The organism is Pleomorphomonas sp. NRK KF1 (genome assembly GCF_023721755.1).
Classification (GTDB): domain Bacteria; phylum Pseudomonadota; class Alphaproteobacteria; order Rhizobiales; family Pleomorphomonadaceae; genus Pleomorphomonas.
This window is the reverse complement of record NZ_JAMDLH010000005.1, coordinates 181,329-195,090: the sequence shown is the minus strand read 5'-3', so window position 1 is coordinate 195,090 and position 13,762 is coordinate 181,329. Positions and strand designations below refer to the sequence as shown.

The window sequence follows — 13,762 nt, the reverse complement described above, 5'->3', positions numbered from 1 at the left end:
GCTTAACCCGGTCCCATTGGGAGCGGAAGACCAAAAAAGGCGGCAACCGGGCCACGACCGGTGGGCGCATTTGATGGGCGATCGCCCGGTGATCGGCCTAGAACCAGTTTCCGATGCGATCGAGAATGTTCTTGTCCTGCTCGGTTGGTGTCGCTGCGACGGCCGGGCAAGGCGGCGTGCCGGCCGGCACTATGGCGCCGGGCATCGCACAGACCGGTTGAGCGGCAGGCTGTGGAACGATAGCGGTCGGTTGGTCGACGTTCGCGGGGCGTGGGGGTACGGGCACGATGGGTGCCGTCGGCGCGTTCGGCTTTGAGGGCGCGACGACGGGAGGCGTTGGCGCCGCCAGCGCACCGGGATCGGCGGCGGCGACCGGGGTAGCTGGCGCCGTGGGAGCCGTCTCGCTCTTGTCGCCGGTCACGAAGGAAAACAGGCGGGAAATGGCGCCGGCACGTTCCTGCTCGACGGGTTCGGTCATGGCCACGGCGTGAATCCGAGGGCCGCGCGGGTCGGCGATCGGCATCGGCGCGCCGGTTGGCGGTACGATCACCGGCCCCACGGTAATGCCGGCGTCCGGGTTGGGTTCGGCGCCGAACAGGCGGGCAAGGGCGCTCGGGTTGCGCTCGGCTTCGATGCGGGCGGCCTCGGCGTCGGCCCGGGCCTTTTCGGCATCGGCCTTGCGCTTCTCGGCGGCCAGCGCCAACTGGATCCGCTTGTCCTCCTCGGCCTTGCGGTCTTCCTCGAGCTTTGCGAACAGCACCTCGGCCTCGGCATAGTCGGCCTTGGCCCTGGTCTGAAGCGAAGCGACGAGCTCCTTGGGCTGCCCCAGGTCGGCGGGGCAGGCGGCGACCGTGTCGAGCGGCTGGGAGGGATTGGCGTTGAAGACGTACTTGCGGCCGCAAACGTCCACCTTCGGTTCCTTGCGGGTCATCTCGAAGGTGTCGTAGCCCTCCTTCAGCATCTTCCAGAAGGGCATGTTGGGGTCGTTCCAGTGCTTGGCCATGTTCTTTCCGTTCAGACGGAATGGGAAGGCCTGTAGCTGAAACGTCTTCTGGCCACCGCGAAAAGCCTCGCGGGCCAAGGCGTATATTTCCTGGATCTGCGGGTCGGTCATGGCATAGCAGCCGCGGGACGAGCAGGAACCATGCACCATCAGCGCCGAGCCGGTGCGGCCGTTGGCCCGGTCATAGGCGTTCGGAAAACCGGTGTTGAAAGCGAGATACCAGTCCGACTTGGGGTTCATCAGGCCGGGCGAAATGGAGTAGAAGCCTTCCGGCGCCTGCCGGTCGCCTTCCCTGACCTTCGGCCCGAGATCGCCCGACCAGCGGCAGATATCGTAGCTCTTGAGCAGCTCGTAGCGGCCGCTCGCAGTCATTTTCCAGACTTCGAACTTGTTCTCTTCCTTGAAGATGCGCATCAGCACCGGTGAAGAAAGCTTCATGTTGAGCTTCTTGATGAGCTCAAGCGTCTTCGCCGACACCGGGCGCTGGTCCTTGGGACCATAACCATAACCGATCTCGTCGGCCTGACAGGCGGCGAGGAGGGCGACGAGACCAAGGGCGCCGGCAAGGCGAGCAAGTCGGCCGGTCATGGAGATGCCAGGGAAGGTCTGGTTCGGGCGGAACGAGGTCATGCTCTCCGTTTCACTCATGGACACCGCGGCACCGTCCGGGTGCTGGCAGGGGGCGTCCGGCCGTCCCCCCGAGCGCCGGACAGCATATCACGAAGCGATCCTCGACGGTCATGGTTACCGAAAGGTTACCGTCGCATCAAGGCCAAGCTGATGCCCCGAAAGCCGGCTCATCCGTTTGCCGAACTCCCCGTTTCCAATGAAAACATGAGAAATTCATGGCAAGACGGCCAGAAAATGCATGGGGCGCCCGATTTCAGACCTTGAGGTCGCGGCCGATCGCCAGGAACTTGCGGCGGCGATCCGCACGGATTTCGTCGCGGCTCTTGCCGTCGAAGGTGGCGAACGCCGCCTCGATCACTCCACCGACCGCCTCGACCACCCGGTCGGGCGCTCGATGGGCTCCGCCGACCGGCTCGTCGATGATGCCGTCGATGATGCCGAAACGGACGAGATCCTGGGCGGTGATGCGCATGTTCATCGCCGCGTCCTGCGCCTTGGCCGAGTCCTTCCAGAGGATGGAGGCGGCGCCTTCGGGCGAAATGACCGAATAGATGGAGTGTTCGAGCATGAACACGCGGTTGGCCGTGGCAATGGCGATGGCTCCGCCGGAGCCGCCTTCGCCGATGACGACCGAGACGATCGGTACGCCGATCCGGAGGCAGGCTTGCGTCGAGCGGGCAATGGCCTCGGCCTGGCCCCGCTCCTCGGCGCCGATGCCGGGATAGGCGCCGGCGGTGTCGACGAGCGAGATCACCGGGAGGTTGAACCGGTCCGCCAGTTCCATGATCCGGATGGCCTTGCGGTAGCCTTCCGGCCGCGCCATGCCGAAGTTGTGGCGGATACGCGTCTGCGTGTCGTGGCCCTTTTCCTGCCCGATCACGGCAACGGGGCGGCCGCGGAAGCTGCCGAGGCCGGCCAGGATCGCCGCGTCCTCGCCGAAATTCCTGTCACCGGCGAGCGGAGTCCAGTCGGAAATCAACTGTTCGATGTAGTGGACCGCATGCGGCCGGTCGGGATGACGGGCGACCTGCGCCTTCTGCCATGGCGTGAGGCGCGCATAGATGTCGGCCAGCGCCTGAGCGGCGCTCGTCTCGAGCTTGGCGATGTCGTCGTCGATGGAAAGGGCGGATCCGCCGTCGGCCAGGGCTTTTAGCTCCTGAACCTTGCCCTCAAGGTCGGCGATGGGTTTCTCAAAGTCGAGATAGCTTCTCATCCGGCTCTCTTCATGGTGCCCCGGCCGCCGTCTTGATCCCCAGGGACAACCAAAGGTGCGGCGACCGCGAACACTTGGCTTCCGATCGTCGCCTTGTCAACGCCAATCGCCGCAAATGCCGGCAATTCTGTGACTATCTCCGTGCCAATACCAAGGCCGTTATCGCTCTGACAGTGGATGATGATCGGCAACGAGCGCGGCAAGGCGGTGCTCTAGAACATGGGTGTAGATCTCGGTCGTGCCGATGTCGGCGTGGCCGAGCAGCTCCTGGACGATGCGGAGATCGGCGCCATTCTGGAGCAGATGGCTGGCAAAGGCATGGCGGAGGACGTGAGGCGATACCTTCTCCGGCGCGATCCCCAGCCGAGCGGCGGCGTCCTTCAGCTCGCGTGCAAAACTCTGGCGCGTCACATGGCCGGTCTCGGAGTTGGCCGGGAACAGGAACGGGCTACCGGCATGCCGCCCGCTGGCCTTCAGAAGGCGGCGATAGAAAAGGACGGCGGTACGCGCCGTGTCGCCGATCGGCACCAGCCGATCCTTGGCACCCTTGCCGCGTACGGTGATGGCGGAGGTGGCCTCGCGGATCGCGCCGGCCGGAAGCGAGACGAGTTCGGAGACGCGCAGGCCGGAGGCGTAAAGCGTTTCCAGCATGGCCCAGAATCGGGCGCGACGCAGCGCTTCGGCCTGGTCCTCGACGGGCTCGGCGGCCGTGGCTGCCGTCGCGTCCATCAGCCGCCCGACTTCATCGACGGAGAGCACCTTGGGCAGCGGACGACGTGTGCGCGGACGGTCCACCCGAGCGGTCGGGTCGTCGGTTCGTCGCCCTTCGGCATAGAGAAACTTGTGCAACTGGCGGACGGCGGACAGGCGGCGGGCCTGGGTGGCGGCGGCGTAGCCTTCGGCGGCGAGCCCGGCAACGAAATCCTCGACATCCTCCGTTGCGGCGTCGAGAAGGCCGCGCCCGCGACCGGAGAGAAAGCCGACATAGAGGTCGAGGTCGGCGCGGTAGGCGGCGAGCGTATTGTCCGAGGCCGCGTTCTCGATACTTGCCGCCTCGAGATAGGTCTCGATCAGTGTGGCGTCGCTGATGCTCATTGGGCGTTGGGCGGCAGGTCGGAAGCTGGCTTTTCGACCGAACCGGTGACGGCCGGATCCGGTGTCGGCGTGGCCGGCGGCAACAACGGCCGGGCTTCCGACAGCACCGAGGGATCGATCGGAACGGTAAAGGTCCGTGGCTCCGGGGTAACCAGAAACGCCAGCGCCAGCACCGCCGCGGTGGCGATGGCGGCCAGGAGGAGGAGGAAGCCGAGAAAGCGTGTGATGGTCGGCATGGTTCCGCTCGGGGGTGCGGTCCGGCAAGATCGCTCGGCGGCGCTAACGGCTTGACAGATGCGCCGCCCCAACCCATGAGACTTCTCATGACCGACGTCAAGACCAACCGCAACCGCGATACCGACGCCGCCCATCGGCGCGCCAGCGCCAATGCGCGTATCGTCGAATTGCTCGGTGGTCGCTCAGTGGTGCTGGTGGGCATGATGGGCGCCGGCAAGACGTCGGTGGGCAAGCGCCTCGCCGGTCGGCTGGGCCTCACCTTCATCGATGCCGACACGGCGATCGAAGAGGCGGCCAAGAAGACGGTGTCCGAGATCTTCGCCGAGCACGGCGAGGATTACTTTCGCCAGGGCGAGCGGCGGGTGATTGCTCGTCTTTTGCGTGAGCCGCGCCAGATCATAGCCACCGGCGGTGGCGCCTTCATGAATCCCGAGACGCGGGCCGCAATCCGCGGCGCCGGCATATCGATCTGGTTGAGGGCCGACTGGGAACTTCTTTTTGAGCGGGTACGCCGCCGGCCGACGCGGCCGCTTCTGCAGACGGCCGATCCCGAGGGGACGTTGCGAGCCCTGGTAGATGCGCGCTATCCGGTCTATGCCGAAGCGGATCTCACCGTTCAGTCGGTCGACGTGCCGCACGAAGCCATGGTCGACGCGGTGGTTTCCGCCCTGGAGGCCTGGCTCGTCGAGGACACAGGACGAGAACATAAGGCGCCGTGACGGTGCCAGAGGCCGGAAACGGCGGGGGATGACATGACGGTTGAAGGGGAAACGGACGGCATCGTCAAGGTGCCGGTGTCGCTCGGAGAGCGGTCCTACGACATCCTGATCGGCGAAGGACTTGTCGCCGACGCCGGGAAGTGGTTCCGCGCCGTGCTGCCGAAGGCACGCGCCTGCATCATCACCGATTCCAACGTGTCGGGCCGGCATCTCGTCGCTTTCGAGAAGTCGCTGCGACGGGCCGGCGTCACGGCCAGCGCCGTCGTGATTCCAGCCGGCGAGGCCTCCAAGTGTTTTGACGTGTTCGAGCAGGTTGTCGACCAGGTGGTCGGCGGTCGTTATGAGCGCGGCGATGCGGTGGTGGCGCTGGGAGGCGGTGTGGTAGGCGACCTCGCCGGCTTCGTGGCGGGGGTCGTCCGGCGCGGCATGCGCTTCGTGCAGGTGCCGACGACGCTTCTCTCGCAAGTGGATTCGTCGGTCGGCGGCAAGACAGGCATCAACAGCCGCCATGGCAAGAATCTCGTCGGTGTGTTCCACCAGCCCGATCTCGTTCTGGCCGACACCAGCGTGCTCGATACACTGCCCGAGCGTGAGTTCCGCGCCGGTTATGCCGAGGTGGTGAAATACGGCCTGATCGACAACGCCGCCTTCTTCGCCTCGCTGGAGAAGACCTGGCGCAACGTGTTCGCCGGTGGCCCGGCTCGAACCGAGGCGATCGCCGTTTCCTGCCGCTCCAAGGCCGCCATCGTCGCCCGCGACGAGCGCGAGACCGGCGACCGGGCGCTGCTCAACCTCGGTCACACCTTCGGGCACGCCATCGAGACGGCGGCCGGCTACAGCGGCGCCGTGGTGCATGGCGAGGCGGTATCGCTGGGCATGGTACTCGCCCATGATTTCTCGGTGCGGCTCAATCAGATGTCGGCGGACGATGCCGGGCGAATCCGCGCCCATCTCGCCGACGTCGGGTTGCCGACCAAGCTGTCCGACATTCCCGGCGGGCCGCCGCCGGTCTCGACCTTCATGGATCTGATCGGGCAGGACAAGAAGGTGCAGAACGGCTCCCTGACCTTCATCCTGAGCCGCGGCATCGGCGAGGCCTTCATTGCCAAGGACGTGCCGGCCGAGGCGGTGCGCGCCTTCCTGACCGACAAGCTCAGCGAGGGGCAGGCCTGATGAACGGGCAGGGCGGGTCGCTGGTCGATCTGGTATTTGCCGGCGTGCCGGTCGCCCTGTTCGTCGTCATCACGGTGATCCTGTCGGCGGCCGGGTCGTCCCTGCTCGCTTCCAATCGCACCAAGCTGCATCACATGGAGCGGCTCGGTGATCGCCGGATCAAGCGCCTCGTCGAACTGACCGCCGAGCGGGCGCGGGCGGTTTCGGCCATTCGTCTGGCGCGTCAGGTGTCGACGGTGGTGCTGACCATCTTTGCAACGCGGGCGGTTCTGTCGTTCGAAGCCGATCCCATGCGCCTTGCCGTATGGGCGGTTGGCGGCATCGTCCTCGCCATTCTGCTCGATGCGGTGCCGCGCGTCATGGTGTCGCTCAGGCCGGAACGGTCGGCACTCGTTCTCCTGCCGGCGATCGAGATGTCGGCTCGCCTTTTGGAGCCGCTGATTGGCGGCATCGAGAAAGCTGTGATCGCTCCATTGAGGCTCGTCAGCAAGGCGCCGCGCGAGGCGGCCTGGACGGCGCACGAGGAAATCCGCGAAGCGGTCGACCTGCTGCATCGCGAGGGCGGCGTGATCAAGGACGACCGCGACATGGTCGGCGGCGTGCTCGACCTCAGCGAGCTGCCGCTGTCGGACATCATGGTGCATCGCACCAAGATGCGCACCTTCGACATCGACATGCCGGTGGGAGACCTTCTGAAAGCGCTGATCTCCAGTCCGTTCACGCGCCATCCTTTGTGGCGCGACGAGCCGGACAACATCGTCGGCGTGCTGCATTCCAAGGAGCTCATGCGCGCCATCGACCGGGCCGACGGCGACACCGCCCGGGTCTGTGTCGAGACGCTGATGACGCCACCCTGGTTCGTGCCGGACACGACGCTGGCCGCCGACCAGCTCAGGGCGTTTCTCAAGCGCAAGCTTCACCTGGCGCTGGTGGTCGACGAGTATGGCGAAGTTCAGGGCCTCGTCACCCTTGAGGATATCCTCGAGGAGATCGTCGGCGAGATTGCCGACGAGCAGGACGTGGTGGTGCAGGGCGTTCGTCCCTATCCCGATGGCTCGGCCTCGGTGGACGGGGCGGTGCCGATCCGCGATCTCAACCGCATGATGGACTGGCGCCTGCCGGACGACGAAGCAACGACCATAGCCGGTCTCGTTATTCACGAGGCGCGGATGATCCCCGACCCCGGTCAGTCATTCACCTTTCACGGCTTCCGCTTTCGCGTGCTCCGACGACAGAGGAACCGCATCACGGCGCTGAAGGTCGGGCCGGTCGATGACGTGTTCCGCTCGGAGTGACGCGCGTCAGGCCTGAAGTCACTCCCCCGGCGCGCGGGCGGTGACGGAGAGGGCGTGCAGTCCCGTGTCGAACTCCGCCTTCAAGACATCCATGACGAGGCGCTGACGGGCGAGGCGGGTCTTGCCCTCGAAGGCGGCGGATACCACTTCTACGACGAAATGGGTCTCGCCGCCCTCGCGCCAGCCGCCATGTCCGCGGTGGCGCTCGCTATCATCGATCACGCTCAGGTGCGACGGTGCCAGCTCGGCGAGGAGCGCCGCCTCGATGCGGCTCTTGCAGTCGGAAGCGGGCGGGGTCATCGAAGCCATCGGGCATCCTCGTCGGTTGGCGCGGGCGAAGCAATCAAGTATCTGGCGACCTGCCGAGACGATTGTCAACGCCTTGCCGGCTCGGCTTCCAGTGACCATAATCGGCGGATCATGGATTCCTATTCCAAGCTCTTCGACAAACTCCGGATCAAGCCGGACAAGGAAAGCGTCGCCCGCGACCAGTTCCCGCCTTGCGAGTGGGAGGGCTGCGAGAGCGCGGGCGCCTATCGCGCGCCGAAAGGCCGCGGTCGCGAGGGGCAGTATCACCACTTCTGCCTGGAGCACGTGCAGCTCTACAACAAGTCCTACAATTACTTCTCCGGCATGGGAGACGACGATGTCATCGCCTTCCAGAAGGATGCGCTGACCGGTCATCGCCCGACCTGGACGGTCTCGGTCAACCGCTGGGGGCAGACCGACCCCAACGCCGGCCAACGCCGCCGACCGGCCGAGCCGACTTACAACGATCCCTTCGGCGTCTTCCACGGGTCGCGCGCGGGCGGCATGCGGGCCGAGCCCGAGGAGCCGCGCCGACGCGTGTCGCCGATGACGCAGCGTGCTTTCGAAACGTTGCATCTTGAGGTCGGCGTCTCCAAGGAAGAGATCAAGGCGCAGTACAAGATCATGGTCAAACGCCACCATCCGGATGCCAACGGCGGCGATCGGTCGTCAGAGGAACGGTTGCGAGAGATCATCCAAGCCTATAATTACTTGAAGACCGCCGGTTTCTGTTGACCGGCCGCATTTTCCCGATTCGACGGAGCGACTTTCTCCCTCCGCTTGGTCGCTCCAGGAGGTCTCATGGTTCAGCAGACGTATGACGCGCCGTTGCCCGATGTCCGGGTCTCGGTCCGCGAGGTGTTCGGTATCGACACCGACATCGAAGTGCCCGCCTATTCCAAGGCGGACGAGCACGTTCCCGATCTTGATCCGGATTACCTGTTCGATCGCGCCACCACGCTCGCGATCCTCGCCGGCTTTGCGCATAACCGTCGCGTGATGGTCTCGGGCTATCACGGCACGGGCAAGTCGACGCATATCGAACAGGTGGCGGCTCGCCTCAACTGGCCGCTGGTGCGCGTCAATCTCGACAGCCACATCAGCCGTATCGATCTCGTCGGCAAGGACGCCATCGTGTTGCGCGATGGCAAGCAGATCACCGAGTTCCGCGACGGCATCCTGCCGTGGGCGCTGCAGAACAACGTGGCGCTGGTGTTCGACGAATACGATGCCGGCCGTCCTGACGTGATGTTCGTCATCCAGCGCGTGCTGGAAGTGTCGGGCAAGCTGACGCTGCTCGATCAGAACCGCGTCATCCGCCCGCACCCGGCCTTCCGCCTGTTCGCGACGGCCAACACCGTCGGCCTCGGCGATACCTCGGGCCTCTATCACGGCACGCAGCAGATCAACCAGGGCCAGATGGACCGCTGGTCGATCGTCACCACGCTCAACTACCTGCCGCACGACCACGAGGTCGGCATCATCGCCGCCAAGGCCAAGTCGTTCACGGGGCCGGAAGGCCGCGACACGCTGTCGAAGATGGTGCGCGTCGCCGACATGACGCGCTCGGCCTTCGTCAACGGCGACATCTCCACGGTGATGAGCCCGCGCACGGTGCTGACCTGGGCCGAGAACGCCTCGATCTTCGGCGACGTCGGCTTTGCCTTCCGTCTCACCTTCCTCAACAAGTGCGACGAGACCGAGCGGGTGCAGGTGGCCGAGTTTTATCAGCGCTGCTTCGGCAAGGAATTGCCGGAGAGCGCGGCAAACATGGTGCTCACCTGAGGGAGCGATGGCCAGCAAGCGGAGCTACAGCGGCAGCTGCCAATGCGGCAACATCCGGTTCTCGGCCGAGCTCGCGCTCGGCGAGCTGGTCGCCTGCAACTGCTCCCGCTGCCGTCGGGTTGGCCATCTCCTCGCCTATCTGCCGGAAAGCGACTTCCAGGTGACGGTGGGCGAGGCCGGCGTGTCCGAATACCGTTTCAACACGGGGCGGATCGTCCATCGCTTCTGTCCGGTGTGCGGCATCCAGCCCTACGCCGCTGGTACCGCGCCGGACGGTACGCCATCCATTGCCGTCAATGCCCGCTGCCTCGACGGGGTCGACCTCGACGCCCTGCCGATCAAGCACTGCGACGGAGCTTCCTACTAGGGAACGGAGCATCGTGTCCTCCTCCAACCAGCCCAAAGGCAAGGAAATCGTCATCGAACCGCTCAAGAAGGCGGTGACGACGGCGATGCGGGCGATCTCGGGCGATGGCGAGCTGGAAGTGGTGTTCGCCGCCGATCGGCCGTCGCTTGCCGGCCACAAGGCGCGCGTTCCGGACCCGCCGCGCCGGCCGACGGCCTTCGATGTCGCCGTCACTCGCGGCGCTGGCGATGCGCTGGCCCTGCGCCTTGCCTGTCACAACGAGACGGTGCACCGCACCTTCGTGCCGGAGGGACCGCGCGCCAAGGCGGTGTTCGAAGCGATGGAGCAGGCGCGCTGCGAAGCGCTCGGCGCCCGCGTCATGCCCGGTGTCGCCGGGAACCTTGCCGCCATGCTGGAGGAGCGCTATCTGCGCGCCAACCTTCAGCACATCGAGAACCGCGATGACGCGCCGCTGTCCGAAGCGGTGGCGTTGATGGTGCGCGAGAAGCTGACCGGCGCGCCGCCGCCCAAGAGCGCCCAGGCGCTGGTGGAAGCCTGGCGGGATTTCATCGAGGAGCGGGCCGGTGATGACCTGGCCGACCTCACCGATGCCATTTCCAGCCAGCAGGCCTTTGCCCGCGCGACACGCAACCTGCTCGTCAACCTCGAGATGGGAGACGAGCTCGGCAGCGATCCCGAGCAGAATGAGAATCAGGACGGCGAACAGCAGGAGGCAGAGGACAGCGAAGCTTCGGCCGAACCCGCCGACGACGCCGAAGCCGACCAGACGGCGGCCCGCGAGCGCGAAGTGGCGGGCGAGGACGAGGAAACCTCGGAAGGGGACTCCGAGTCGGAGATGTCGGACGATCCCGGCGACTTCAACGAAGAGGACGACTCCAGCGATCCCGGCGAGGCCAAGCGGCCGGAGCTGCCGTTCACCAACCAGCCGCCAGTCAGCGACTACAAGGTATTCACCGCCAAGTTCGACGAGGTCACCCGGCCGGAAGACGTCTGTGACGGCGCCGAGCTCGATCGGCTGCGCGGGCTTCTCGACAAGCAGCTCGCCAACCTTGCCGGCGTGGTGGCGCGACTTGCCAACCGCCTGCAGCGTCGCCTGATGGCGCAGCAGAACCGCGCCTGGGACTTCGATATCGAAGAAGGCATCCTCGATACGGCGCGCATAACCCGTGTCGTCACCGATCCGCTGGCGCCGCTCGCCTTCAAGATGGAGCGCGACACCGATTTCCGCGACACCGTGGTGACGCTGTTGATCGACAACTCCGGCTCGATGCGCGGCCGACCGATCACGGTCGCCGCCGCCTGCGCCGACATTCTCGCCCGCACGCTGGAGCGGTGTGGCGTCAAGGTCGAGATCCTCGGCTTCACCACCAAGGCCTGGAAGGGCGGGCAGGCGCGCGAAGCCTGGCTCGCCGCCGGCAAGCCGGCCGGGCCGGGTCGCCTCAACGACCTGCGTCACATCGTCTACAAGCCGGCCGATGCCCCCTGGCGGCGCGCAAGGCGCAACCTCGGCCTGATGATGCGCGAGGGGCTTCTCAAGGAGAACATCGACGGCGAGGCGCTCGATTGGGCGCATCAGCGCCTGCTCGCTCGCTCGGAGAACCGCCGCATCCTGATGATGATCTCCGACGGTGCGCCGGTCGACGATTCGACGCTGTCGGTCAATCCCGGCAACTACCTCGAACGCCATCTGCGCTACGTCATCGAGGAGATCGAGGAGCGCTCGCCGGTGGAACTGATCGCCATCGGCATCGGGCACGACGTGACGCGCTTCTACAAGCGCGCGGTGACCATCGTCGACGTAGAGGAACTGGCCGGCGCCATGACGGACCAGCTGGCGGCGCTGTTCGAAGAGCAGCCGACCCAGAAGGCGATCCGGGCCGGCAACAAGCCGAGGCCTCGACGCATCTCGACGCTGGGGCTTTCATGAGGGGCGGGCGGGCGCTTTCTTCCGCTTTGCTTGCCTTCTCCACGCTGGCGTTCCACGCGTCCGCCGCCGATATTGCGGCGCGTATCACTGCGCGGCCGCTTGCCGGCTTTTCCGCGTCCGATCCGTCGCGCGTTCGCTTCGGCCGTCTCGACTATGTCGGTGGGTTCGAAGTGCGTGCCGATCGGCGGGAAGTCGGCGGCCTTTCCGGGCTGGCCATCGGGGATGGTGGCCGGCGCTTTCTGGCGCTCAGCGATGATGGCCTTATGGTCAAGGCGCAGGTCGAGCGGGATTCTCGCGGCCGGCCGATCGGGCTGTCGTCTGCCTCGATTCGACGATTGCGGACCACCAAGGGAACACTGTCGCGCGCCAAGTCGACCTCCGACACCGAGTCGCTCGATGTCTACCCCGGCGATCGTGGCCGGCCATTCGGTGTCGTTTCCTTCGAGGGACGACCGATGGTGATGGTTGGGCCGATGGATGACGACGGCTTTGTCGGGCCTTTGTCCGCCATCGATCTGCCAAAGGATACTCGACAGCTTCAGGTCAATCGCGGTCTCGAGTCGGTGGCAGCATTGCCGGCCGGCAACGGTCTTGGCGGGCGCTTCGTCATTCTTGCCGAAGCCGCGGAGCGCGGCGCCAAGACCGACAATCCGCCCGGATGGGTGGTGGGCGGCAAGGCGCCATACGCCTTTCGCGTTCGCCGCGACGATGGCTACGACCTCACCGACGCCAAGGTCGGTCCCGATGGCCGCCTCTATGTTCTCGAACGAAGCTTTTCCTTCCTGGCTGGGGTTCGCTGCCGCATTCGCGTCTTCTCGCTCTCCGACATTCGAGCCGGAGCGGTGATCGACGGGGATACGCTCCTTGAAGCCAGCATGTCGGAGGAAATCGACAACATGGAGGGGCTGGCGATCTGGAGGACGGCCGGGGGCGAGACAAGGATATCCCTGATTTCCGACGACAATCGCGCCTTCCTGCAGCGGACGCTCTATCTTGAGTTCCGCCTCGCGGCGCCATGAGCGACAAGCGCCTTCCTCCGGCTCTCGCCGGCGCCGTGGCCGAGCGCATCCGGCCCGAGCAGCTTGGTGCGGCGGCTGCGCGGCTGTCGGCCGGCTATCGCGCCAATCTTCCATCGCGAACAGCCGTTCCCGACGCGGCCGGCGTCGCGGCCTACGCGGCAAGCCGAATGCCCGCCACCTATGCGGCGGTTACGGCTGTGTTCGACCGGCTGGTCGCGGTTCGGCCGGATTTCGTACCGAGGTCCATTCTCGACCTCGGTGCCGGGCCCGGGACGGCAAGTTGGGCGGCTGGGGCGCTCTGGCCGGAACTCGCGTCGCTGACCATGATCGAAGCCAGTGCCGATTTCCGCGCCTTGGCTGCCGATCTGGCGCGTGCCGGGACGGCTGTGCTTCGCGAAGCCGATGTTCGCCAGGGTGACATCGCCCGCCCGTCAAGTCTGCCCGAGGGGCCATTCGACTTGGCGATCGTCGCCTATGCCCTGACGGAACTCGATCTTGTCGCCGCCGAGGCGCTGGTGGCGTGGCTGGTCGGCCGGGCCGGTCGGGTGGTGATCGTGGAGCCGGGGACGCCGCGCGACCATGACCGGTTGATGGCGGTGCGACAGTCCGCTCTGGCCGCTGGTGCGCGCATTCTGGCGCCATGTCCCCACGCGGGTCCCTGTCCGCTGCCGTCGGGCGACTGGTGCCACACGTCGGTGCGTGTCGAGCGGAGCCGCGCGCACATGCGCCTTAAGGGTGGCACGGTGCCCTTCGAGGACGAGCGCTACGCCTATCTCGTGCTTGAGGCCGGGGCGGGGGCTGAAAGTGAAAGCGGCGGCCGCATTCTACGGCCGCCGCGCGTTTCCAAGCACGAGATCGCCTTCAGTCTCTGCCACGCCGATGGAACGACCCGCGAGGCGAGAGTTCCCAGTCGGGACCGACGCGCCTATAAGGCGGTCGGCAAGCTCGGATGGGGCGATTTTCTTCCCGATGGTGACCTGAGCTGACAGA

14 protein-coding genes are annotated in these 13,762 nt (G+C 66.1%); 9 read left to right on the top strand and 5 right to left on the bottom strand.

What is annotated here, in order from left to right; translation table 11 throughout:
• Positions 1-97: 97 nt before the first annotated feature.
• From M4J39_RS14250 to M4J39_RS14235, 4 genes are all read right to left on the bottom strand, one after another.
• Positions 98-1,633, bottom strand: a complete 1,536-nt coding sequence (locus tag M4J39_RS14250) for a L,D-transpeptidase family protein (protein WP_251729021.1) — start codon at positions 1,631-1,633, stop codon at positions 98-100.
• Between the two features lie 253 nt (positions 1,634-1,886).
• A complete protein-coding gene (locus M4J39_RS14245; RefSeq protein WP_251729019.1) occupies positions 1,887-2,846 on the bottom strand; it encodes an acetyl-CoA carboxylase carboxyltransferase subunit alpha in 960 nt (319 codons plus the stop codon).
• A 159-nt stretch (positions 2,847-3,005) separates the two neighbouring features.
• Entirely contained in the window at positions 3,006-3,941 is a 936-nt protein-coding gene (locus M4J39_RS14240; RefSeq protein WP_251729017.1) for a site-specific tyrosine recombinase XerD, read from the bottom strand.
• On the bottom strand, positions 3,938-4,177 hold the full coding sequence (locus M4J39_RS14235; RefSeq protein ID WP_251729015.1) for a hypothetical protein: 240 nt from the start codon (positions 4,175-4,177) through the stop codon (positions 3,938-3,940). The genes M4J39_RS14240 and M4J39_RS14235 overlap by 4 nt, the downstream gene beginning before the upstream one ends.
• 87 nt (positions 4,178-4,264) lie before the next feature.
• Here M4J39_RS14235 and M4J39_RS14230 point away from each other — a divergent pair, with 87 nt between their 5' ends.
• Genes M4J39_RS14230 through M4J39_RS14220 form a run of 3 tightly spaced genes read left to right on the top strand, consistent with a single transcriptional unit; the run spans position 4,265 to position 7,365 of the window.
• Positions 4,265-4,897, top strand: a complete 633-nt coding sequence (locus tag M4J39_RS14230; protein ID WP_251729013.1) for a shikimate kinase — start codon at positions 4,265-4,267, stop codon at positions 4,895-4,897.
• Between the two features lie 33 nt (positions 4,898-4,930).
• A complete protein-coding gene (gene aroB, locus M4J39_RS14225) occupies positions 4,931-6,070 on the top strand; it encodes a 3-dehydroquinate synthase (RefSeq protein WP_251729011.1) in 1,140 nt (379 codons plus the stop codon).
• Complete coding sequence (locus M4J39_RS14220; RefSeq protein ID WP_251729009.1) at positions 6,070-7,365, top strand: HlyC/CorC family transporter; 1,296 nt, start codon at positions 6,070-6,072, stop codon at positions 7,363-7,365. The genes aroB and M4J39_RS14220 overlap by 1 nt, the downstream gene beginning before the upstream one ends.
• Before the next feature lie 18 nt (positions 7,366-7,383).
• On the opposite strand, the gene M4J39_RS14215 is transcribed toward M4J39_RS14220, so the two are convergent.
• Positions 7,384-7,674 carry a BolA family protein gene (locus M4J39_RS14215; protein WP_371875453.1) on the bottom strand — a complete coding sequence of 97 codons (291 nt, stop codon included), beginning with the start codon at positions 7,672-7,674 and terminating at the stop codon, positions 7,384-7,386.
• A 111-nt stretch (positions 7,675-7,785) separates the two neighbouring features.
• Here M4J39_RS14215 and M4J39_RS14210 point away from each other — a divergent pair, with 111 nt between their 5' ends.
• The 6 genes from M4J39_RS14210 to M4J39_RS14185 all read left to right on the top strand — a co-directional run bounded on the left by M4J39_RS14210 (position 7,786) and on the right by M4J39_RS14185 (position 13,758).
• Positions 7,786-8,409, top strand: coding sequence for a J domain-containing protein (locus M4J39_RS14210; protein WP_251729007.1), 624 nt, complete (start codon positions 7,786-7,788; stop codon positions 8,407-8,409).
• Between the two features lie 66 nt (positions 8,410-8,475).
• The gene (cobS, locus tag M4J39_RS14205) at positions 8,476-9,459 is read left to right on the top strand and encodes a cobaltochelatase subunit CobS (protein ID WP_251729005.1); all 984 of its coding nucleotides are present in this window, start codon (positions 8,476-8,478) and stop codon (positions 9,457-9,459) included.
• Positions 9,460-9,466: 7 nt separating this feature from the next.
• On the top strand, positions 9,467-9,826 hold the full coding sequence (locus M4J39_RS14200) for a GFA family protein (protein ID WP_251729003.1): 360 nt from the start codon (positions 9,467-9,469) through the stop codon (positions 9,824-9,826).
• Between the two features lie 10 nt (positions 9,827-9,836).
• On the top strand, positions 9,837-11,753 hold the full coding sequence (gene cobT / locus M4J39_RS14195; RefSeq protein WP_251729260.1) for a cobaltochelatase subunit CobT: 1,917 nt from the start codon (positions 9,837-9,839) through the stop codon (positions 11,751-11,753).
• The gene (locus M4J39_RS14190) at positions 11,750-12,772 is read left to right on the top strand and encodes an esterase-like activity of phytase family protein (RefSeq protein ID WP_251728999.1); all 1,023 of its coding nucleotides are present in this window, start codon (positions 11,750-11,752) and stop codon (positions 12,770-12,772) included. Before cobT ends, M4J39_RS14190 begins: the two co-directional genes overlap by 4 nt.
• A complete protein-coding gene (locus M4J39_RS14185; RefSeq protein WP_251728997.1) occupies positions 12,769-13,758 on the top strand; it encodes a small ribosomal subunit Rsm22 family protein in 990 nt (329 codons plus the stop codon). The genes M4J39_RS14190 and M4J39_RS14185 overlap by 4 nt, the downstream gene beginning before the upstream one ends.
• The last annotated feature ends 4 nt before the right edge of the window (positions 13,759-13,762 follow it).

Excerpts from the sequence above, each read along its gene's own strand:
- M4J39_RS14190 (WP_251728999.1), top strand. The coding sequence starts at position 11,750 with ATGAGGGGCGGGCGGGCGCTTTCTTCCGCTTTGCTTGCCTTCTCCACG.
- M4J39_RS14230 (WP_251729013.1), top strand. The coding sequence starts at position 4,265 with ATGACCGACGTCAAGACCAACCGCAACCGCGATACCGACGCCGCCCAT.
- M4J39_RS14185 (WP_251728997.1), top strand. The coding sequence starts at position 12,769 with ATGAGCGACAAGCGCCTTCCTCCGGCTCTCGCCGGCGCCGTGGCCGAG.
- aroB (WP_251729011.1), top strand. The coding sequence starts at position 4,931 with ATGACGGTTGAAGGGGAAACGGACGGCATCGTCAAGGTGCCGGTGTCG.
- cobS (WP_251729005.1), top strand. The coding sequence starts at position 8,476 with ATGGTTCAGCAGACGTATGACGCGCCGTTGCCCGATGTCCGGGTCTCG.
- M4J39_RS14220 (WP_251729009.1), top strand. The coding sequence starts at position 6,070 with ATGAACGGGCAGGGCGGGTCGCTGGTCGATCTGGTATTTGCCGGCGTG.
- M4J39_RS14245 (WP_251729019.1), bottom strand. The coding sequence starts at position 2,846 with ATGAGAAGCTATCTCGACTTTGAGAAACCCATCGCCGACCTTGAGGGC.
- M4J39_RS14250 (WP_251729021.1), bottom strand. The coding sequence starts at position 1,633 with ATGACCTCGTTCCGCCCGAACCAGACCTTCCCTGGCATCTCCATGACC.
- M4J39_RS14215 (WP_371875453.1), bottom strand. The coding sequence starts at position 7,674 with ATGGCTTCGATGACCCCGCCCGCTTCCGACTGCAAGAGCCGCATCGAG.
- M4J39_RS14240 (WP_251729017.1), bottom strand. The coding sequence starts at position 3,941 with ATGAGCATCAGCGACGCCACACTGATCGAGACCTATCTCGAGGCGGCA.
- M4J39_RS14200 (WP_251729003.1), top strand. The coding sequence starts at position 9,467 with ATGGCCAGCAAGCGGAGCTACAGCGGCAGCTGCCAATGCGGCAACATC.
- M4J39_RS14210 (WP_251729007.1), top strand. The coding sequence starts at position 7,786 with ATGGATTCCTATTCCAAGCTCTTCGACAAACTCCGGATCAAGCCGGAC.
- M4J39_RS14235 (WP_251729015.1), bottom strand. The coding sequence starts at position 4,177 with ATGCCGACCATCACACGCTTTCTCGGCTTCCTCCTCCTCCTGGCCGCC.